The 19,338-nt window shown below is 62.0% G+C and carries 19 protein-coding genes and 1 pseudogene; 14 read left to right on the forward strand and 6 right to left on the reverse strand.

All coding sequences use genetic code 11. The annotated features are described in order from the left end of the window. Positions 1 to 340 precede the first annotated feature (340 nt). Both E3O42_RS18735 and E3O42_RS09590 read right to left on the reverse strand, forming a co-directional pair. Positions 341 to 475: a hypothetical protein gene (locus tag E3O42_RS18735; RefSeq protein WP_255455026.1), complete on the reverse strand. Its 135-nt coding sequence runs from the start codon at positions 473 to 475 to the stop codon at positions 341 to 343. Positions 476 to 543: 68 nt separating this feature from the next. Beyond that, positions 544 to 867: a hypothetical protein gene (locus E3O42_RS09590; RefSeq protein ID WP_134453718.1), complete on the reverse strand. Its 324-nt coding sequence runs from the start codon at positions 865 to 867 to the stop codon at positions 544 to 546. A 33-nt stretch (positions 868 to 900) separates the two neighbouring features. On the opposite strand from E3O42_RS09590, the gene E3O42_RS09595 reads away from it, so the two are divergent. From E3O42_RS09595 to E3O42_RS09625, 7 genes are all read left to right on the forward strand, one after another. Beyond that, positions 901 to 2,325: an SRA domain-containing endonuclease gene (locus tag E3O42_RS09595; RefSeq protein WP_134453719.1), complete on the forward strand. Its 1,425-nt coding sequence runs from the start codon at positions 901 to 903 to the stop codon at positions 2,323 to 2,325. Between the two features lie 247 nt (positions 2,326 to 2,572). Further along, positions 2,573 to 4,225, forward strand: coding sequence for an Eco57I restriction-modification methylase domain-containing protein (locus E3O42_RS09600; protein ID WP_198414103.1), 1,653 nt, complete (start codon positions 2,573 to 2,575; stop codon positions 4,223 to 4,225). Next, a complete protein-coding gene (locus tag E3O42_RS09605; RefSeq protein ID WP_134453721.1) occupies positions 4,225 to 4,938 on the forward strand; it encodes a PaeR7I family type II restriction endonuclease in 714 nt (237 codons plus the stop codon). Before E3O42_RS09600 ends, E3O42_RS09605 begins: the two co-directional genes overlap by 1 nt. Before the next feature lie 22 nt (positions 4,939 to 4,960). Next, a complete protein-coding gene (locus E3O42_RS09610) occupies positions 4,961 to 5,716 on the forward strand; it encodes a PaeR7I family type II restriction endonuclease (RefSeq protein WP_134453722.1) in 756 nt (251 codons plus the stop codon). Between the two features lie 714 nt (positions 5,717 to 6,430). Continuing rightward, positions 6,431 to 6,877, forward strand: coding sequence for a DUF262 domain-containing protein (locus E3O42_RS09615; protein ID WP_134453723.1), 447 nt, complete (start codon positions 6,431 to 6,433; stop codon positions 6,875 to 6,877). Then, positions 6,852 to 7,535 carry a hypothetical protein gene (locus E3O42_RS09620; protein WP_134453724.1) on the forward strand — a complete coding sequence of 228 codons (684 nt, stop codon included), beginning with the start codon at positions 6,852 to 6,854 and terminating at the stop codon, positions 7,533 to 7,535. Before E3O42_RS09615 ends, E3O42_RS09620 begins: the two co-directional genes overlap by 26 nt. Positions 7,536 to 7,606: 71 nt before the next feature. Next, positions 7,607 to 8,200, forward strand: a complete 594-nt coding sequence (locus E3O42_RS09625) for a hypothetical protein (RefSeq protein WP_134453725.1) — start codon at positions 7,607 to 7,609, stop codon at positions 8,198 to 8,200. Here the strand turns inward: E3O42_RS09625 and E3O42_RS09630 are convergent. Beyond that, the gene (locus tag E3O42_RS09630) at positions 8,180 to 8,506 is read right to left on the reverse strand and encodes a hypothetical protein (protein ID WP_134453726.1); all 327 of its coding nucleotides are present in this window, start codon (positions 8,504 to 8,506) and stop codon (positions 8,180 to 8,182) included. The genes E3O42_RS09625 and E3O42_RS09630 overlap by 21 nt on opposite strands. Positions 8,507 to 8,700: 194 nt before the next feature. Here E3O42_RS09630 and E3O42_RS09635 point away from each other — a divergent pair, with 194 nt between their 5' ends. Then, positions 8,701 to 10,689, forward strand: a complete 1,989-nt coding sequence (locus E3O42_RS09635; RefSeq protein ID WP_241984755.1) for a DUF262 domain-containing protein — start codon at positions 8,701 to 8,703, stop codon at positions 10,687 to 10,689. Positions 10,690 to 11,068: 379 nt separating this feature from the next. On the opposite strand, the pseudogene deoC reads toward E3O42_RS09635, so the two are convergent. Then, positions 11,069 to 11,737 (reverse strand): annotated as a pseudogene (deoC, locus tag E3O42_RS18515) (2-deoxyribose-5-phosphate aldolase). An 11-nt stretch (positions 11,738 to 11,748) separates the two neighbouring features. Then, entirely contained in the window at positions 11,749 to 13,821 is a 2,073-nt protein-coding gene (tkt, locus tag E3O42_RS09645; protein ID WP_134453728.1) for a transketolase, read from the reverse strand. Between the two features lie 94 nt (positions 13,822 to 13,915). Here tkt and E3O42_RS09650 point away from each other — a divergent pair, with 94 nt between their 5' ends. From E3O42_RS09650 to E3O42_RS09665, 4 genes are all read left to right on the forward strand, one after another. Continuing rightward, positions 13,916 to 15,100 (forward strand): ROK family transcriptional regulator, encoded by a 1,185-nt coding sequence (locus E3O42_RS09650; protein WP_134453729.1) that lies wholly within the window; start codon positions 13,916 to 13,918, stop codon positions 15,098 to 15,100. A 182-nt stretch (positions 15,101 to 15,282) separates the two neighbouring features. After that, the gene (locus E3O42_RS09655; RefSeq protein WP_134453730.1) at positions 15,283 to 15,741 is read left to right on the forward strand and encodes a PTS sugar transporter subunit IIA; all 459 of its coding nucleotides are present in this window, start codon (positions 15,283 to 15,285) and stop codon (positions 15,739 to 15,741) included. A gap of 63 nt (positions 15,742 to 15,804) precedes the next feature. Next, positions 15,805 to 16,077: a PTS sugar transporter subunit IIB gene (locus E3O42_RS09660; RefSeq protein ID WP_134453731.1), complete on the forward strand. Its 273-nt coding sequence runs from the start codon at positions 15,805 to 15,807 to the stop codon at positions 16,075 to 16,077. Positions 16,078 to 16,122: 45 nt separating this feature from the next. Continuing rightward, positions 16,123 to 17,649: a PTS ascorbate transporter subunit IIC gene (locus tag E3O42_RS09665; RefSeq protein WP_134453732.1), complete on the forward strand. Its 1,527-nt coding sequence runs from the start codon at positions 16,123 to 16,125 to the stop codon at positions 17,647 to 17,649. Positions 17,650 to 17,728: 79 nt separating this feature from the next. Here the strand turns inward: E3O42_RS09665 and E3O42_RS09670 are convergent, their stop codons facing one another. Then, positions 17,729 to 18,142 carry a RidA family protein gene (locus E3O42_RS09670; RefSeq protein WP_134453733.1) on the reverse strand — a complete coding sequence of 138 codons (414 nt, stop codon included), beginning with the start codon at positions 18,140 to 18,142 and terminating at the stop codon, positions 17,729 to 17,731. 81 nt (positions 18,143 to 18,223) lie between these two features. Here E3O42_RS09670 and E3O42_RS09675 point away from each other — a divergent pair, with 81 nt between their 5' ends. Next, a complete protein-coding gene (locus E3O42_RS09675) occupies positions 18,224 to 18,607 on the forward strand; it encodes a winged helix-turn-helix transcriptional regulator (RefSeq protein ID WP_134453734.1) in 384 nt (127 codons plus the stop codon). A 43-nt stretch (positions 18,608 to 18,650) separates the two neighbouring features. Then, positions 18,651 to 19,217 carry an SOUL family heme-binding protein gene (locus tag E3O42_RS09680; RefSeq protein ID WP_134453735.1) on the forward strand — a complete coding sequence of 189 codons (567 nt, stop codon included), beginning with the start codon at positions 18,651 to 18,653 and terminating at the stop codon, positions 19,215 to 19,217. Positions 19,218 to 19,338: the final 121 nt, after the last annotated feature.

Raw genomic sequence — 19,338 nt, forward strand, 5'->3', positions numbered from 1 at the left:
CACGGATGGGGCACGCGCGCCGGTAAGGAGCATCGCGATGCCGCCGAGCAGCACGCTGAACGGTGCCGGCAGGAACACCCCGAGCAGTCCGGCCGGAAAGGCGAGAACAGACGTTCTCGAATAGCGCCGCGCTGGTGTCTTCGCTTTCGCCACCGAGGCCCTCTCGTTTGCCATGACGCCGACGCTAGTGCCCTCGCCTCCGTCTGTGCTCATCCGCGAGAAGCCGTAGGGCGATTCTGTAGATCGACGACGCCGGGCGGACGGAGCAGCAGGTCTGCCCAGCGGACACGCTCATCCAACGCGTGCGCTCGGTAGTTCGGCTGCCGATTGCCTGAAGCGCTCAGTTGAGCGCGGCAGAACCCAGTGCGGGGAAATTGGGCGGCGTGTAGTCCCTGACGGTGAGCGACTGGATCGCCGGCATGTCCCATGCGCCGGGGACCTCAATCTCTTGGGTGGCGTCGCTGGGGTCGATCACGGCAATTTCATAACCGCCCTCGGAGGAGCCCCAGAAGCCGTCCGCATCCTGAATGAGCGCATCCTCTTTCAGATAGAGACGCAGATCTGCTGCTGCGCCACCAAGTTGGCGTGCGCGGTAAGCGCGATCTCTTGCAGAGCTATAAACGCATCGGCCTGCTTGGCGACCAGCAGCTCGTAGATGCGCCGGGATGCCGACAGGTTGCCGCTGAAGACCTGTTTCTGGACATCGTCGATGGCGCTTCCCAGCCGGCCACCACCGGTTTGCGGTCGTCGGCGATCACATCCAGAAGGACGGACGGCATAGCCTGGCGCAAAAATGTCTCCCCAACTGGGGTATCTCTCCTCCGATAACGGTCGGTCGGTCGACGATACGTTTCGGATGAGCAGCAATGCAATTGCTCAAAATGGGGGCTCCAATTGTCTTTGCCGATCGAATTCTTGCCGGCCGAACTTCCGCCGATCGACGAACCCACGCTGATCCTCGTGATCAATCAGGCCTATGAATCTGGTTCCTCCATGGCTGAGGTGTTCGAAGCGACGCGAGGGCATTGGCGGGTAGGCCCGGAAACCCGGGAAACGACAGCTGTTGTCCTCGGGGTTGCTGGCGGAATCGTACGTGGTGTTTTTAGGCCATCAACGTGGTTTCCTTCTCCCATGGCAGGCCAAGAGGGCCGGTGGGGGTTCGACGGTGCAGAAGCGCCAGAGCTTTCACATCTCGTCGGGACTAGCGTCAGCCGACTTCCGGTTCGAAAAGGCGCGTCGAACCCGGTGCGTTTATATATGAACGGCCTCCCGGAGGCCGGTTCCAAAGGGCTGCCGCTGGTCGCTCGTTGGGAACTCGTTCCAGGGGATTACCTCGGCCGGCAGGAGCGACAGGATCTTTATGGTGGCGCCACATTTGGTGGAATACAGCCATCAGCTCTTTCACCGAACGTGTTTCTCTACTCAGATCCAGCTCAAGGCAGCAACTATGGGTACGAATACGACGGCTGGAATGAGGACGGCTCGGTCTTCTTCTACACGGGCGAGGGTCGAACGGGTGACCAACGCATGCGAGTGGGTAACCAGGCCCTCCGTGACCACTCGCGCGACGAAAGGGACCTAAGGGTCTTCATCGCCGACGGGTTTGAGCCGGGGACACGCACAGCACGGCAACAGTACATAGGGCAGTTCAAGGTCGACCCTGAACTCCCTTTTGAGACGCAGGTCGCGCCTGACCAGCATGGCCAAGCGAGGTCGGTATTCGTATTCCGACTACTTCCATTAGGTCCAGCGCTAGTGGCAGCTAGAGATCGGAGTCACTTTCCCATAGCTCTTCGAGCCGAGGTCGAAGAAGTCGCTCTCGATGTGGCTACGCTCACCGCGCTTACCCGCGAGATAGATATCGAGGCGTTCACGTCTGTTGATTCAGCGCACGAGGCAATCGCTCGGACGGTTGTCGTGCATCGACCCGAGGCTGAACTCGTCCTCGTCTTACGCGGCGCACTCGAAGCTCGGGACCACCGAGTGCACCGTCACCACATTCGGCCGGCTGGACAGTCGAACTCGATATACACGGATCTTTTTGACGCGACGACCAACGTGCTCTTCGAGGCCAAGTCTGACTCGTCGCGCGAGTCGGTCAGGATGGCTATCGGCCAACTATTGGACTATCGCCGATTCATGCCGGCCGACACTCGTCTTGCCGTGCTGGTGCCCACGAAGCCCGCTCGGGACCTACTCGATCTGCTCCGAACCGTAGATATCGAAATCTGGTACCCGAACAGCCTCGGCGAATTCGACTCTCCCGTTGAAATCGACGACAGCCTCGCGGTACAAAGCGTCCTTACAGCCACTTCCGCCGCTTGAAGATCAGCCACGGCCCTAATCCGATCAGCCCCATCGCCGCCACCGGTCGGCTTGTTGCGGCAATGACTTCGCAGCTTCTGGCGGGATCGAGCGTGCGGTCATCAAGAGCCTTAGCCAGATTGGTTCCTCTGAGCTGTGGCATTCCGTTTTCCAGAGAAGCTGCAAGCCGCCTTCTGCAGTTGGGTCGGCAGCAACCGATAGCCTTGCATTGCTGCTCATGCACCAGGCAGAGCGTTGGAAGGAATCCATGGCGGTCGCTGCTCCCTTTGAGGTTGAGTACGGCGAGGTGTTCACGCGCCTCTGGGTTGTAGAAGCCATTTTGGATCTCGTGGGATATACCGCTGATCGTGACCTCGCGAAAATGCGGCTCGTAGAACCGTCAGTTGGTTCTGGAGCCTTCTTTGTGCCAGCAGTCGAGCGGCTCCTCGCGTCGGCACGTCTACACGGAATTGACCTAGCCGAGCTCGACGGAGCAATCTTCGGGCTAGACCTCCAGGGCGAGCACGTAGAGAGTTGCCGCGCCAAAGCTGTTGAGCTGTTGATCGCCGAAGGCGCGAGCGAAAAACTAGCAATAGGCCTCGCAAACGGTTGGCTACACGCCGGTGATTTCTTGCTGGATGACGTTCCGCGTGGCGTTGACTTCGTTGTTGGCAACCCGCCGTACATACGCACGGAGGACTTGGACGACACTGTCGAGGCCAAATACCGCGCCCGATGGAAGACTATGCGCGGACGCGCCGATATCTACGTCGGCTTCTACGAGCGCTCTCTCGGGCTTTTAGCTTCGGGGGGCATGCTCGGGTTCATCTGCGCTGACCGTTGGATGCGGAACGCGTACGGCAAACACCTTCGAGGCCTAGTTGTCTCTGGATACTCAGTTCAGTCTGTCTGGCAGATGCACGACGTGGACGCTTTCGAGACGGAAGTGTCGGCATATCCCGCGATTACGGTACTCGCGAACGCCGTGCAAGGTCCGGCGACATTCATCGAAACCACGGGATCCTTCGACGGAGAATCGGCCCGTGAGGCGCTCGCGTTCATTCAAGGCGAGGTCGAAGAGGTCGCAGGAAACGGATGGGAGGGAGCACGGCTCCCGAGCTGGTTCGAGACGGCGGACTTTTGGCCCGCAGGCCGGCCTCGAACAATCAAGCTACTCGAGCGGCTTCAAGAAGATTTCCAGACATTAGAGGCAGACGGAACGACTCGAATCAGCATCGGCGTTGCAACGGGCGCCGATAAGGCCTATATCGTGCCTCGTGACGCCAACGTCGACGTGGAAGAGGATCGCCTGTTGCCGATCGTTATGGCGGACGACATCAGGGCAGGTCATCTGAAGACTCCAACCAGCGTCATGCTGAATCCGTGGGACGACAAGGGTGTGCTCGTTGACCTGGAATTATACCCGAGATTCGCGGCGACTCTAGGCTCGCATGACGCTGTAGCGAAGCGGTTCGTGGCCAAAAGAAATCCAGCCAACTGGCACCGCACCATTGACAAGATTTATCCGGGGCTGGCGGCCAAGCCAAAGCTTCTTTTGCAGGATATGAAGGCCCAGATCACGCCAGTGCTGGAGCCAGGAGGGTACTACCCACACCATAATCTGTACTACGTCACGTCGACGACCTGGGATATGGAGGTGCTCGGCGGCCTACTGCTTTCGAGGATCGCCGAGGCTTTCATCAGCGCTTACGGCGTCAAAATGCGTGGAGGCACACTACGTTTCCAAGCACAATATCTTCGTAAGATCACCGTGCCAGCTCCAGACAGTATCTCGGCGGACGTCGCTGACAGACTTCGCGACGCCTTCCGTGCAAGTGACCGCGACGCGGCGACGCGTGCAGCCGAGGAAGCATACGGAATGCTGCCTGGTGAGAGCGAAACCACGCTGAGGAACGGCTGATGGAGCAGAGCGAGGCGGTTCTTGAGCTTTTCGACCGATTTTGGAGAGAGAAGGACGAAGCCGTCGAGCGGCATAGGATCGCAGGCAGAGAGGGCGGAGCCCAGGCACGAGATGCGCGCCACATGGTCAGGCTCGCCGGATTTGTCCGGCAGATGTTCATTAGCGCGGGACTCGCCGATGACGAGGTTCACGTCGACAGAGCGATCCCCGGCTATTACCGGCGATCGAAAAACTGGGACGTGGTGGCGATGCACAAAGGCCATTTGGTTGGCGTCGTGGAGCTCAAGTCGCAGGTAGGCAGTGAAGGGAATAATGGCAACAACCGAATCGAAGAAGCCCTCGGCAATTCCTTCGACGCCAGGGCGGCGCAGGAACTGAACCACTCATTCGGAGCATTGCCTGTTTGGAACGCTTTCTGCGTCGTCTTCGGTTCGGATCCGAGTCTTTCCAGGCCGGTCCGGACTCGCGGCACCCCCCTCTTCCGCACTGACCCGATTTTCGACGGCATGACTTACGGCGATCAGTGGGCGATCGCGGTGGAGCGATTCGTTCTAACTGGTGCGTATAGCGCTGGTTGGATGGCGGTTACCTGGGTGGACCAAGAGGGGTTCGTAAACTACGACGAACCGGTACCCGCGGCGACCGCTGAGACCCTTCTAATCCAGATCGAGGCGCGCGTGCGATTCGCGAAGCGGGCGCTTGCTCGTGAATAACAATTGCCGAAGAGAGAGCACCATGAGCAAGCTGACATCGAACGAGATCTGGCGAGCCGCCGTTCTGGGCTACTGGGAAGGCCTTGATCTGCAGCAAGCGAAGCAGGGCCAATTGACCGGCGTTAAAGACACCGGCAACCGCGCCGCAGTCACCGGCGGCAAGCAGATGGACGCCATGCAGGAGGTTTTCGCTATGCTCTGGCGGGGTGACCCCGAAATTGAACTTGAAGTACGAACCACGGGTCACAATAACCTGCCAGCATACTTTCGGCCTGCGAAGAACTGGGACTTACTCGTCCTGTATCGGGGATCCCTGATCGCTGCCATGGAGTTTAAATCCCAGCGAGGTCCGTCATTTGGGAACAACTTCAACAACCGGACTGAGGAAGCGCTCGGCCTGGCAGCAGACTCTCAAATGGCGGTGGAACGGGGACTGTTCGGGCGTTTGAAGCCTTGGTTCGGATTCATCATGCTCGTTGAGCGTGCGCCAAAGTCACTGGCTCCCGTTGCAGTGCCGAGGAACATGCCGTTCCCAGCGGACCCGGTCTTCACCGGAGCTTCGTACATTGAGCGCTACCGCATCTTTTTCGAGCGAATGGTCGTGGAAGGCAACTACGACGCCGTTGCGCTCGTAACCGCCAAAGGTGGGGATTCGGATTTTGTCGAGCCGTCCGTTGGGCTATCACTGGCGAACCTCGAGGCGGCAATCCGCTCCCGGATCGAGTACATTAAGGCGCTGCCCGACGATGTCTTTGATGTGCTGACAGAGCCGGGTTAAAATCGAATGTCCAAGGTCGGTTGCTCCGTTCCTCCTCGATAGAAAGAGCATATCCAAGGTTTTCGACCCAGATTGTGCCATCGCGTTCAAGTGACCTGGATTGGCGTGCAGCCCAGAGGAGTAGCTGAACTGATTGCTAAACGATTTTGCGCAGGTTGCAATTGGGGCAGTACCAGTACGGTTTTTCAACCGGTCCACACAGCAACATTCTGAGCATGCAAGCAGGGCAGTTGGGGGTGTCCATCCAGCTGTCCGTATCCCGCATCCTCAGAGACTAATCTACTTGGCTGGAGCACGAGCGAATTCTTCACATCCCGTTGGTCACACACCGCCAGGCTAGACCTTTGATGTCGAGTGGATACAAACGGAATGCCTGCGCGAATCTCGCCCTCTCGAATTACTTTGCGCGGGCTGGCGCAATAGTTAGCGCATCGGCCGTTCGCGGGAGGAGGTTGCCGAGTGAGGTGATTGGCTTCTGGTACAGCCGCTTACGTCGTGCTCGGGCCCATAAGAGGTTGACCTCTTGGCCCGCAGTTATCGTGGAGACGGCACATTGGCGGGCTATCAGTGCTGGCCAGCGTCGTCCCGCGCTAGCGTCGATGGTGGTGGGGTAACCAGTGGTTTCCTCGCCCACGTCGAAGTTCAAGCGGGCGGTGGAGCTGTCCGTCGACTGACGCATAGAAGTAGGACTACTCTCGGGGGAAGGTAGCAGCGATGGGCAATTTGACCCTCGGGAGAGCACCAGGGGGCATCTTGATCGACGGTGGACAGATACGCGAGCAGCTCGATTTACAACGCCGCAAGGTCGACTATGACTCCTATGACGTCACAATCGATGAGCTCGTCAGACGAGTCGGACGAAACCGCATCGAAGTCGCGCCGGTATACCAACGCCAGTTCCGATGGGATCACGTTCGTCAGTCGACTCTCATCGAATCATTCTTGCTAGGAGTGCCGGTTCCACCGTTGTACATGGCGACGAATTCGCCGATAGGCGAACAGCTGCAGTGGGAAGTGGTCGACGGTCTCCAGCGGTTGTTGTCCCTTGTGAATTTTATCGGCGACGAGCCGGCACGTGNAGGCATCGGGACTGAATGGCAAACCGGCCGTGCTAACCGGGTTGGAAAAACTGCCCTTGCTCAACGGTCTCTCTTTTGTTGAGCTACCTACAGACCTCCAGGGGATTCTGGTTGACCGACCGGCCAAGGTCATCGTCCTCAACGACAAGAGTTCGAAGCAGGTCCGGTTCGACCTGTTCGAGAGACTGAACACCGGTGGCCTGCGTTTGACGGATCAGGAGGTTCGGGAGTGTGTCTTCAGAGGCGACTTCATTAATTTCGTCACTGAAATGAGTGAATACAGATCGTTCAAGGCGGTCGTGAACGTGCCAGCAAACAAACTGAAAGATGGCACGCCTCAGGAGTTCGTACTGCGGTTCTTTGCATATTTGGATACGTATCAAAACTTTGATCACTCTGTGAAGAACTTTCTAAACGAGTATGCAGAAAAGGCTTCTGAGGGATTTCACGATTCGCCCAGTAGGGAGGCCGAGTTTCGCGGTACGTTCGACTTCCTCGCTGAGAGCTTTCCGCAGGGCATCAGGCGCAACAATCGCCTCACAACTCCCGTCAACCTGTTCGAAGGAGTAGCGGTGGGCGCCGCCTTGGCGCTCAGACTTAATTCCGATGTCGCGCCGACGCGAAACCCGGATTGGGTTACGGGTGAGGCGATGACAGCGTCGACGACTGGGGCAACAAATTCGCGTGTCCAGGTTCGCAACCGGATTGAGTTCGCCCGTGACCGCTTCTTAGCTCGATGAGATCAGTTTCTGTCGTATCTATTCGTTCGGAATTCAACGCACAAATGGCACTAGCGAAGACCCTAGTCGTGGTGGGCGAAAGCACCGTGGCTGGCGGCAGTCTAGGGATCAGCCGGGAGTCGCGCGGTTTAGCGATGGTGGTGCTATTTGCGGCTTACGAGAAATTGGTGCACTCCCTAGCGCGAGAATTGCTAGAAACAGCAGCGACCTATCGCGGAAAGCGCAAGAACTTGGCGCCGGGAATCAGGTTGTTGAGTATCTCTGGCGCCCTTTCCTCCGTTCAAAGCGCCTCGAAGAAGAACTTGTGGTCCAAATGCGGTCCAAAGGTATCCGAACACCTGGAGCTACCGGCATCAACGCTTGATACTGCGATCTTCCCGGACGACGGCAGTTTCATGGACGAGTCGCAAATCACCCTGTTCTGTGAGGTATTCGCCATCAGCGGGTGGGCCGCGACCTTGGGTAAGGCTTTCTTCCTGCTTCAGGAGGTTCGTGAAGGACGGAATGCCGTCGCTCACGGACGTATGACCGCTGAGGAGGTAGGGAAAAGCAAGACGTTCGGAGATACCATCAACAAGATCGGCGACTGGGACGAGGGGTGGAATCGGTTCTTAGATTCCGTTGAGGCGCTTGGCTCAGCTCGGTCACATTTTGTAGCCGCGTAAATTCCCGCCAGACAAAAGCCGTTGACTCCTTCCTCGGCGAGCCGGGTGGCGGCGTCGATGGCCAGGGTGCACCTCGCTGCCGGTGGCGATGGTCGCCAGGTCGCCGCCGTCGCCGTGTTTCCAACGCAGGTATACGCCGGCCGTCACCCCGGCGGCGGTGAGGTCGGTGCTCGCCAGCACGGGCAGGTCCTGGCGGCGGCTGAGGATGGAGGCTCCACGGCCTGGCGCATGCGTGGCACTGTCAATGCGTCGTTGGTGCCAGCGCGCCGCGGTGCACGGCCGCTGGAAACGCACTGTTGCCGTCATGGAACGGTCGTGTTCGAGGACAAGGAGTGAACTTGCCTAGGAGGTGACCAGCCCACTTGCATTATTTGGCGTTAACCCGGCTATGGACAGTGAGAGTATTGGACGCCAGTAAATCACCTCTCACTAGGCTTTCCGGAATCAGTGAGAGCAAGAGTCTCCGAGACTGAACAGGAATTCCATTGAAAGCAAACCCGATGTACTTGCTTGATTCTCTCTCGAATAATGACGTTACGTTCTTCATTCCTCCATATCAGCGAAATTACGAGTGGCTGACGGACAACTGCAGAGTTCTACTTTCCGACGTCAAGAAGGTCGCTGCGTCGAACCTGACAGACGTGAAGACAGAACATTTCTTTGGCAGCATTGTTTATGTAGTAGAAGAAGCAGGCTTCGGGCTTCCAGATAAATACGTACTTACTGACGGCCAGCAGCGTATTACAACCACGATGCTTCTGCTTATGGCGCTGCGGGACAGTATCGACGATCCCGCTTACCAAGAGACTATTCAAAGGCGCTACCTAGAGAATGACCGAGCTGACAATAGCGTCGAGTACAAGATCAAACTTAAGCAGGTCGAGACCGACTGGGAAGCCTACAAGCTCCTCGTTCTTCGAAGTGATGTGCCTGCAACGCTAAAAAACTCTGCCGTACACCAGAACTACTTGTTTTTCCGTAAGGCCATTGAGCCGCTCCCCGATGCGGAAAAGAAAAACCTCCTCGAGAAGGGCCTGATGAGATTCAGCATCATCTCGATACAGCTTGAACCAGATCGAAACCCGTGGGAGAACCCCCAAGAAATATTCGAGTCGATGAACTCGCTGGGCAAACCGCTCTCGCTTGCTGATCTAGTTCGCAACTATCTCTTGATGGGGAAAAGCACTGGCCAGCAGACTGCGCTCTATAACGGGTACTGGCTAACCCTAGAGAAGAGGCTGCCCGGAACTCTGTCCGAATTCATACGTGACTGGATGCAAGCAGATCAGCACAAGAGCTACAAAGTTGCACGCGAAAACAACTACAAGGAACTCTACGGAGCCTTCAAAGACATTGTGCGCGGGCGGAGTGTGGAGGCCCTCTTCGAGAGCTTCGTTCGCTTTTCGCACCCATACTCTATCGTGTGCGGACTCGAGTCCACCGGGCATCAAAGACTCGACCAGGTCATCTTCGACCTCAATGTAATCGGGGTCGCACCTGCATATTCTTACCTAACTGAGGTGCTAGCCGCATGGGAAGCGGAAGCTTTAAATGATGCAGACGTCGTGACAGTACTAACTTGCGTCAGGACATATTTGTTGCGTCGACGGGTTCTCGGCCTAACGCAGGCGGAAAACAAGTTTTATCCGGTCCTGGGCGGCCAATTATATGAGCTCACCAGCTCTCCGGACTTGTCGGATACCTTGTTTCGGCAGCTTTCTTCTCAGGAGTATGCCCTTCGCCTGCCTAACGATGACGAGATGGCATCTAAGCTCCGCGCGATGAACTTCTACAACCTCGGGCGTTCTAGAAACTACCCTCGTCTGCTTCTTTCTATGGCGGAGGAGAGCCTTACGAAGGCTCGCCCGAAATGGGACGATCCTCGGTTGCAACTTGAGCACATCATGCCCCAGAAGATGAGCGCGGACTGGCGTCAAATGCTTGGGGAAGATCCCGAGGCAGTGCATCAGGAGTATGTGAACAACGTCGGAAACATTACGCTGATTCGTCATAACCAGGAGCTGGGCAACAAGTCTTTTGGTGACAAGAAAGAGACGTACGCGGGTCAATCGGGTTTGCAAGTTACACAGAACCGAATCCTGGATCGAGACGTCTGGGATGCAGAGGCTATTCGACGTCGTCAGGATTACATCATTGATCTCATCACCGTGCATATTCTTGAGATTCCTAAGCGTTTCAGGCGTGCGAGCAATTGGAATCAGAACGACGGAGAGTCCGCGCAATTCGACTCTCGTAGGACTCTTAACCAGCTGATCGGAGAGACGATTGAGTACGTATCTAACCCCATGATCACCGCGAAGGTTATCAGCGACTCTCGGGTGTTATTTGAGAGCGATGAATGGGCGCTGGGACCATTGACCAAGGTGTTGAAAGAACGGAGCGGCGCGACCGTGAGTAAAACGAGCAATTTCCATGGTGCGTCGAACTGGAGTTGGGATGGCACCAAGTTGGTTGACCTCGAACTCTAGGCGTGAACCATATTGGGCCTCCTAACCGATGTGAGGTCTGAAAGCTTCACTACTCGCCTGGTCATGCCGTATTGACGGTATGGCGAGAGTTCAGCCCGGCCCGAGTCAGTGCTCGGAATGAATGTGACCACGCGGCCAAACTGATGATCTCGTAAAGTCCAGCATGGGGTGATTGGCCCCCCTTGGTCCCGAAGTCGCACCCGGCTTGATGCAGCCTGCGCTAGCAGGGGAACCGGGCGACAATCCCACATCGATTCTTCGGCCCTTTGCTGGCGCTATGCGCGAACTTATTTTCAAAGATCTAGCAGAGATGTTCATTATTCGGCGATCGCGGCAGAATGGTCGAGCACCAGGCAGATCGGATGCTCCGGGATGCGACTCATATTCCAGTAAGTAGGTGCCGAGCGGAGAGAAGCGCAGCGCTGCCGGAAACTCCGAGGCGTGTTGCGCCTGCTTCGACCATGGCAAGAGCATCGGCGAAGCTGCGCACGCCGCACGCCGCACGCCGCACGCCGCACGCCCCACGCCGCACGCCGCCCGACGCCTTCACCTGAGCCCGGTCGCCCACGGTCTGCTTCATCAGGCGCACCGCGTGCACTGTCGCACCGCCGGCGGAGTGGAATCCGGTGGAGGTCTTGACGAAGTCGGCGCCCGCGCCCACGGCGGCCTCACAGACTGCGACGATCTCCGCATCGGTCAGCCGCGATGTCGGCCTGCACGTCGGCGAAGCGGCCGGCCTTGGCGGCGCCGATGTCGATGACCATGTCGATCTCGTCGGCCCCCTGGGCGATGGCGAGAGCTGCCTCGACGGCCTTGATGGAGCTGTGGTGCTTGCCGCTGGGGGAGCCGTAGACGACGGCGACCTTGAGGTCGGCGCCGGCGGGATGGTGAGCGGCAGCATCGAGGGGGAGACGCAGACCGAGTAGGTGCCCAGCTCGATGGCCTCGTTGATGAGCGCGGTGACGTCGGCGGCGGTGGCCTCGGGCTTGAGCAAGGTGTGGTCGATGAGGCGGGCGACGCTGGCGGCATCGGGGGCGAGGTGAGTCATGAAATCAGTCCTTAGTTGGTGACGAGTTCGGGGGCGCCGTGCGGCGCAGTAGGGGTGCCGGCGAGGGTGGCACGCGCGGCGGCGATGACCGCGTCGAGGTGGATGCCGCGGAGGCGCAGCACTTCGGGGCCGCTGCCGGACTCGCCGAACTCTTCGACCGAGACGACTTGGCCGTCCAGGCCCACCCAGCGGTACCAGGCGTCGCCGCGGCCGGCCTCCACGGCCACCCGGGCACGCAGCGCGGCGGGCAGCACCGACTCGCGGTAGTCGGCGCTCTGCTCGGCGAACCACTCGACGCAGGGCATCGAGACCACGCGAGCGTTGATGCCCTCCGAGGCGAGTTGGGTGGCGGCCTCGATGGCGAGGTGCACCTCGCTGCCGGTGGCGAGGATCGCCAGGTCGTCGCCGTCGCCGTGCTGCCAGCGTGCGTAGCCGCCGGCGGTCACCCCGGCGATCGTGGTGTCGGTGCTGGCCAGCACAGGCAGGTCTTGTCGGCTGAGGATCAGGGCGACCGGGCGGTCGGGGGAGGCGAGGATGCGGCGCCAGGCGGCGACGACCTCCACGGAGTCGGCGGGGCGCACGACGTCCAGGCCCGGCACGGTGCGGAGCGACGCGATCTGCTCGACCGGCTGGTGGGTGGGGCCGTCTTCACCGACGGCGACGGAGTCGTGGGTGTAGACGTACACCGCGCCGAGCCCCATCAGGGCGGCCAGGCGGATGCTCGGGCGCATGTAGTCGCTGAATACCAGGTAGGTGGAAGCGAACGGGCGCCACGGGCCCTGCAACGCGATGCCGCTGAGGATCGCGGCCATGGCGTGCTCGCGGATGCCGAACCGGATGAACTCGCCGGCCGGGTTGGCGGCGGAAAACCGGGCGCCGTCGACCTCCACGGTGGTGGACCCGGCCAGGTCGGCCGAGCCGCCCCAGAGCGGGGCCTGGCCCTGCAGGGCGCGGAGCACGGCGCCGTTGGTCTTGCGGGTGGCGATGAGGTCGCCGGGCTCGCCGAGCGTCACCGTGTCGAGGGCGGCGGTGTCGACCTCGCCACCGCGGAAGGCCCGCCAGCGGGCGGCGGCCTCGGGCTGACGGGTGGCCCAGGCGGCGAGGTCGGCCTCCCACGCGGTGTGCATCCGCTCGCCGCGGGTGAGGGCGCCGCGGGTGTGTTCGAGGGTCTCGGTGGAGACGAGGTCGTGCAGCGGGGCGTCGGGCGCGAAGCCGAGCGTGGTTTTCACGAGCGCGAGCTCGTCGGCGCCGAAACCGCCGGAGTGCGCGGCGGAGGTGCCGCCGAACTTCGCCGAGGGGGCGCCGATGACGGTGCGGAGGGCAACTAGGGTGGGCCGGCCGGTGCGGTCGGCGGCCTCGCGCAGGGTGGCCTCGAGGGCGTCGAGGTCGGTGGGGGTGTCGATCTCGAACACCCGCCATCCGTAGGCCCGGTACCGGGCGCGCACGTCTTCGGCGAAGGTCGCATCGGTGCTGGAGTCGATGGTGATGCCGTTGTCGTCCCAGATCAGAACCAGGTTGTCGAGGCCGAGGGTTCCGGCCAGGCTGGACGCCTCACCGGAGACGCCTTCCTGCAGGCAGCCGTCGCCGGCCAGCACCCAGGTGGTGTGGTCGAGCAGGGTGGAGCCGGGCGTGAACACGGCGCTCTCGTGCCGGGCGGCCATGGCCATGCCCACGGCGGAGGCGACGCCCTGGCCGAGCGGGCCGGTGCTCATCTCGACGCCGACGGTGTGGTGCAGCTCGGGGTGTCCGGGGGTCTTCGAGCCCAGCGTGCGGCTCTTGGCGAGGTCGTCGAGGGTGAGGCCGTAGCCGGTGAGAAACAGCTGGGTGTAGAGCAGAAGGCTGGCGTGACCGGCGGAAAGAACGAAGCGGTCTCGGGCGGGCCAGTCGGGGTGGGCGGGGGAGTGGCGCAGGACTCGGGAGAACAACACGTGGGACAATGGCGCCAATGCCATGGCGGTGCCGCCGTGTCCGTGTCCTTTGGCCTGCACCACGTGGGCGGCGAGGGCTTGGGCGCTCGCGACGGCGCGGGCGTCGAGGTCGATGGGTGTCGTCGTTGACGGGAACTTCTTCGTTTCGGTAGCCATGCGAGATACTTTGGTATACAAATGTACTTAAGTCAACAAACACGTCGGGGCCCGCCCGCAGCGCTGACGGAATCAGCACGAAGATGGGAATTCAATGGCACACGCTTTGTCCACCGGCTCGGGTGTGGTCTTGGACCTCATCCGCTCCGGCCGTGCCACCACCCGCACCGACCTCATCGACCAGCTCGGCTGGTCGCGCATCACCCTGGCCCGTCGGCTCGACGAGCTGCTGCACGCCTCGATCGTGATGAGCGTGGGCCAACTCGACTCCCGCGGCGGCCGCCCGCCCGAAGAATTCGCCGTGAACCCGGATGCCGGCCTGCTGCTGGCCGTGGACATCGGCGGATCGCACACCCGCCTGGCCATCACCGACCTGGTCTCCACCATCCTCAGCGAAGACGAGGCCGACATCGGCCTGAGCGAGGGGCCGGCGGAGATCTTCGAGTGGGCCGGCCAGGTCTTCGACCACATGCTCGACCGGCTCGGCAAGACCCGCGCCGACGTGGTGGGCATCGGCGTGGGCGTGCCCGGGCCGGTCGACTTCGTCTCCGGCCGGCTGGCCAGCCCGCAGGTGGACACCCAATGGGAGGGCGTGCTGGTGAAGGACTACTTCGCCGGCCGCTACGACCATGCCGTCTTCGCCGTGGACCGGGACGTGAACATCATGGCGCTCGCCGAGGCCCGCCGCGGCTGGAGCGAGTACCGGGACGTGGTGGTGCTCAAGGCCGGCATCGGCGTGGGACTCGCGTTCGTGCTGGACGGCTCGATTTACCGCGGCTCTCGCGGTGGCGCAGGGGCGCTCAGCGCGGTGCGCGCCGGGGGAGAGCGCACCGTGCGGCTCGAGAGCATCGCCAGTGGCGCGGTCATCCGCAGCGAACTGCTGAGCGCCGGCCGCCGCGTGCGCACCAGCAGCGACATCGTGAGCCTCGCCAACGACGGCGACCCCGCCGTGCTGCGCCTGCTCGCCGAGACCGGCACCGAGATCGGCCTGAGCCTGGCCCATGTGGTGGGGCTGCTCAACCCGCAGGCCGTCGTGATCGGCGGCAACCTGGCCCAGGCCGGCGAGCCCTTCCTCAGCGCCATCCGGCAGGCGATCTTCGCCGGCGCCCGGGACTTCGCGCTGCAGGGTCTCGTCGTGGAGAAGTCCCGACTCGGCCACATCGCCGGCGTCACCGGCGCCTCGCTCATCGCCCAGGATGCACTGTTCGAGGCCGACCGCATCAGCCGGCTCACCCGCGGCGGCGTCACCGGCGTCTCGCTGCACACGCAGCCGGCCTGAGTGCACCCGGAGCGACGGCGGGACTTTCGGCCGCCTCTCTCTGCGCGCGCGGATGGCGACGCCCGAATGGGCGTCCGAAATTACTTTGGTGCACTTGTAGACAAAAGGTCGCTTAGGCTAATACAGTCATCCCAGTCGCCCTCGCGGGCCGGCTGCACCGAAAACAACAAAGGAGTTCATTCGTGGCACTGAACCTGGCCGAAGCCCTCTCGTCGATTGACACCCGAGCGGAGGCCGCCGACTGGCGGGCCGCCATCCGTCTCGCGGGCGCGGGACTCGTGGCCGGCGGCGCCACCACGGATGCCTACACCGACGAGATGATTGACGCCGTCGAGAAGCACGGCCCCTACATCGTGATCGCCCCGGGCGTCGCCCTGGCGCACTCCCGCCCGTCGCCCGCGGTTCTCACCGGAGGGCTCAGCTGGGTTAGCCTGGCCACCCCCGTCGAGTTCGGCAACAAGGCCAACGACCCCGTCACCCTCGTGATCGGGCTGGCCGCCACAGACCACGACGCACACCTCCAGGTGATGCAGGCGCTCGCCGGGGTGCTCTCCGACAGCGCCGCGATGACGCGCCTGACCGCCGCCGGCACCGCCGACGAGGTTCGCGCCGTGCTCGGCGAACTCGCCGTCGCCGCGTAACGTGGCCACCCGCATCCACCCCTGATTTCTTTTCTTACGTCACACCCAATCGAAAGGCACCCCATGAAGATCGTCGCCGTCTGTGGAATGGGCATTGGAACCTCAGTGCTGCTGAAAATGAACGCCGAGAAGGTTCTCGCCAAGCTCGGCATTGATGCGGATGTTGAAGCCGCCGACATGGGCGTGGCCCGCGGCGCCGCGCAGACCGCCGAGATCGTGCTCACCAGCGAGGAGCTGGCCGAGGAACTCGGCGATGTGCCCGCCGAGGTCATCGTCATCAAGAACTTCTTCGATCTCGACGAGATCACCGAGAAGCTCACCGCCGCAGTCGAGTAACCCCTTCACCCCCTCTCTCAACCACAGAATAAGGAGCATCACACAATGGAGTGGCTCGTCGTCATCCTGAATTTCATTGGGCAGCAGATCCTCAATGTGCCCGCGTATCTGATCGGCATCATCACGGCTATCGGGCTCATGGCGCTCAAGCGCAACTCCGGTCAGGTGATCGGCGGTGCCCTCAAGGCGGCCCTCGGCTTCCTGATCCTCGGCGCCGGCGCGAACGTAGTGGTGGGCTCGCTCGACCCGCTGGGCCGGTTGATTCTCGAGGTGACCGGCGCCCAGGGCGTCATCCCCACCAACGAGGTCATCACCGCCATCGCGCAGGAGCAGTTCGGCGCGCAGAGCGCCTACGTGCTCACCCTCGGGTTCCTGGTGATGCTGGCGCTGGCCCGGTTCACTCCTCTTAAATACGTGTTCCTCACCGGGCACCACATGGTCTTCATGGCCACCATGCTCACCGTGGTGCTCTCCGTCGGCTTCGGCGACGGCGCCAGCTGGCTCGTGGTTCTCATCGGCGCGCTGCTGCTCGGCGTGATCATGGTGGTGATGCCCGCGTTCGTGCACCCGTGGACCAAGAAGATCACCGGCAACGACACCATCGCCATCGGCCACTTCGGCACCCTCGGCTACATCGCCGCCGGTGCCGCCGGCCAGGTCGTGGGCCGCAGCAGCAAGTCCACCGAAGAGATCAAGTTCCCGCAGGGACTCAAGTTTTTGCGCGACTCGATGGTGGCCACGTCGCTGTCGATGGTGCTCATCTACATGGTCTTCGCCGTGTGGGGCCTCATCGCCCTGCCGCTGCAGGATGCGCTCGACATCTTCGGCTCCGCCGACGCCGGCGCGTTCATCATGGCCGCCTTCGCTCAGGCGTTGCAGTTCGGTGTGGGCGTTGCGGTCATCCTTTACGGTGTGCGCACCGTGCTTGGTGAACTCGTCCCCGCGTTCCAGGGCATCGCCGAGAAGGTCGTACCCGGTGCGCGCCCCGCGCTCGACATCCCGATCGTGTTCCCGTTCGGCGCCAACGCCGTGCTGATCGGCTTTCTGAGCTCGTTCGCCGGTGGCCTCATCGCCCTCGGTGTGCTGGCGGTCTGGCTGAACCCGGTCTTCGGGCTCGCGCTGATTCTGCCCGGCATGGTGCCGCACTTCTTCACCGGTGGTGGAGCCGGTGTCTACGGCAACGCGACCGGCGGACGCCTGGGCGCGATGATCGGTGGTTTCGTCAATGGCGTGATCATCACCATCCTGCCCGCCATTCTGCTGCTGGTGCTCGGCGACTTCGGCTTCGCCAACAGCACCTTCGGCGACGCGGACTTCGGCTGGTTCGGCACCCTCGTGGGTGTCAGCGTGGGAGTGGGCGGCGGACTCGCGGTCGTTCTCGCGATTCTCATCGCCGTCGTGCTGGTCAGCGTCGCGATCGTCTACCAGATCCGTGTTGTGGACAAGGGCTGGGTGCCCGGGGCCAAGCGGGACGTCTGGATCGCGGAGGAGAAGGCGGCCGAGAAGGCCGTGCTCGACGCCGAGAAGGCTCGTCGCAGGGCGGAGAAGGAAGCGGCGGCCGAGGCCGTCTAGTTCCACTCCGTTTGTTTCGCCAGAGGGCGGCTCCGCGGTGCGGGGTCGCCCTCTGGCGTGGGGGGCATCCGCGGGGCAGTTAGTCGAGGACCGCGTAGGCCTCGAGCTCGACGAGCACGTCGGGTTCGAAGAGGAAGTCAATGCCAATCACCGACACCGGCGGCAGTGGCTGCGGCAGGCCCAGCTCCTGGGCGACGAGCTCGATGCCGGCCATGAAGTCGGCGAACCGGCCCGGGGCCGACGCGTCGGTGAGGAAGAAACGCAACCGCACGACATCCGCGAAGGTGGCGCCCGCGCCTGCCAGTCCGAGGGCGGTGTTGCGGAGCACCTGGGCGACCTGCCCGGTGAGGTCGCCGGTGGCGATGTGGGTGGCGTCACCGTCGCGGGAGATCTGGCCGGCAACGTGCACGTGGCGGGTGCCGGTGCCGATGGCGACGTGGTGATACGGCACGGGCTGGAACAGGTTGGCGGGGGAGAAGGTTTCGACGCTCATGAGGCTGCTTTCGTTGAAGTCGGTTGGTGGTATCTCCTGTCTACCTAGTGCACGAAGGGAACTTCAACGAGACTAGGTGTCATGAATGACACCTCTCCGGCCGGATCCGCACTCCTCCAGGTGGATGCGCCGCACCGCGAACTGCTCGACCAAGTGCTCGATAAGTGGTCGCTGCAGGTGCTCGATGTGCTCTGCGGCACGAATCTGCGCTTCAACGAGCTGCGCCGCGCGGTGCCGGCGATCGGGCAGAAGTCGCTAACCGCGTCACTGCGCCGACTCGAGCGCAACGGCATGATCGAACGGGTGGTGCTGCAGACCCGCCCGGTGGCGGTGGAATACCGGATCGCCCCGGTGGGCAACACGCTCAACGAGCTCGTTGATGCGCTGCTGCGGTGGACCACGGAGAACCTGCCCGAGGTTCAGCGAGCGCGGGACAAATTCGACGCCGAGGAAGAGTCGCGCTGAGCTGGAACCGACGCGGTCGAACGGAGCGGAGTACCGTTGGAGGATGACCGAGCAGCAGCCATACGAGGTGGTGTCGAGCTACGACGACTTTGAGGTGCGCCGGTACCCGGAGCATGTCTTGGCCGAGGTCGTTGTCGACGGGGAATTCGAGGACGCCGGCAACCGTGCCTTCCGCTCCCTGTTCGCCTACATCAGCGGTGAAAACGTGTCCCGAATCAAGGTCTCGATGACAGCGCCGGTGGTTCAGGATGGCCCGTCGACGAAGATCGAGATGACTGCCCCTGTCGTGCAGCAACCCGGCTCCGCGGCCGAGAACACGCACCGGGTAGGGTTCGTGCTGCCGGCCGGGCTCACCGAAGACACCGCGCCGCGGCCGACCAACTCAGCGGTTCAACTGCGCACGGTTGCCGAAAGCACGGTGGCGGCCATCCGCTACCGAGGGCGCTGGACCGAGGAGAGCTACACCAAGCACCTCGAGGAGCTACGGGCGGCAATGGCGGCGGAAGGGCTGACAGAGACGGGCGGCCCCCGGTTCGCCCGGTTCGACCCGCCGCTCAAGCCCCCGTTCCTGCGGCACAACGAGGTGCTGCTCGAGGTTCGGGCCGTCTAGATTCGAGCGCTCGTCGGCTAGATCTTGCTCAGGCGTGAATCGGAATTGAAGCCCGGCCCGTTCCAGAGACGTTGGGCTTGCATTCACGCAGACGACTTCTGTGCGGCGATGCAGCCGACCC

Origin of the sequence: Cryobacterium adonitolivorans, from assembly GCF_004402695.1 — a bacterium.
Lineage (GTDB): Bacteria > Actinomycetota > Actinomycetes > Actinomycetales > Microbacteriaceae > Cryobacterium > Cryobacterium adonitolivorans.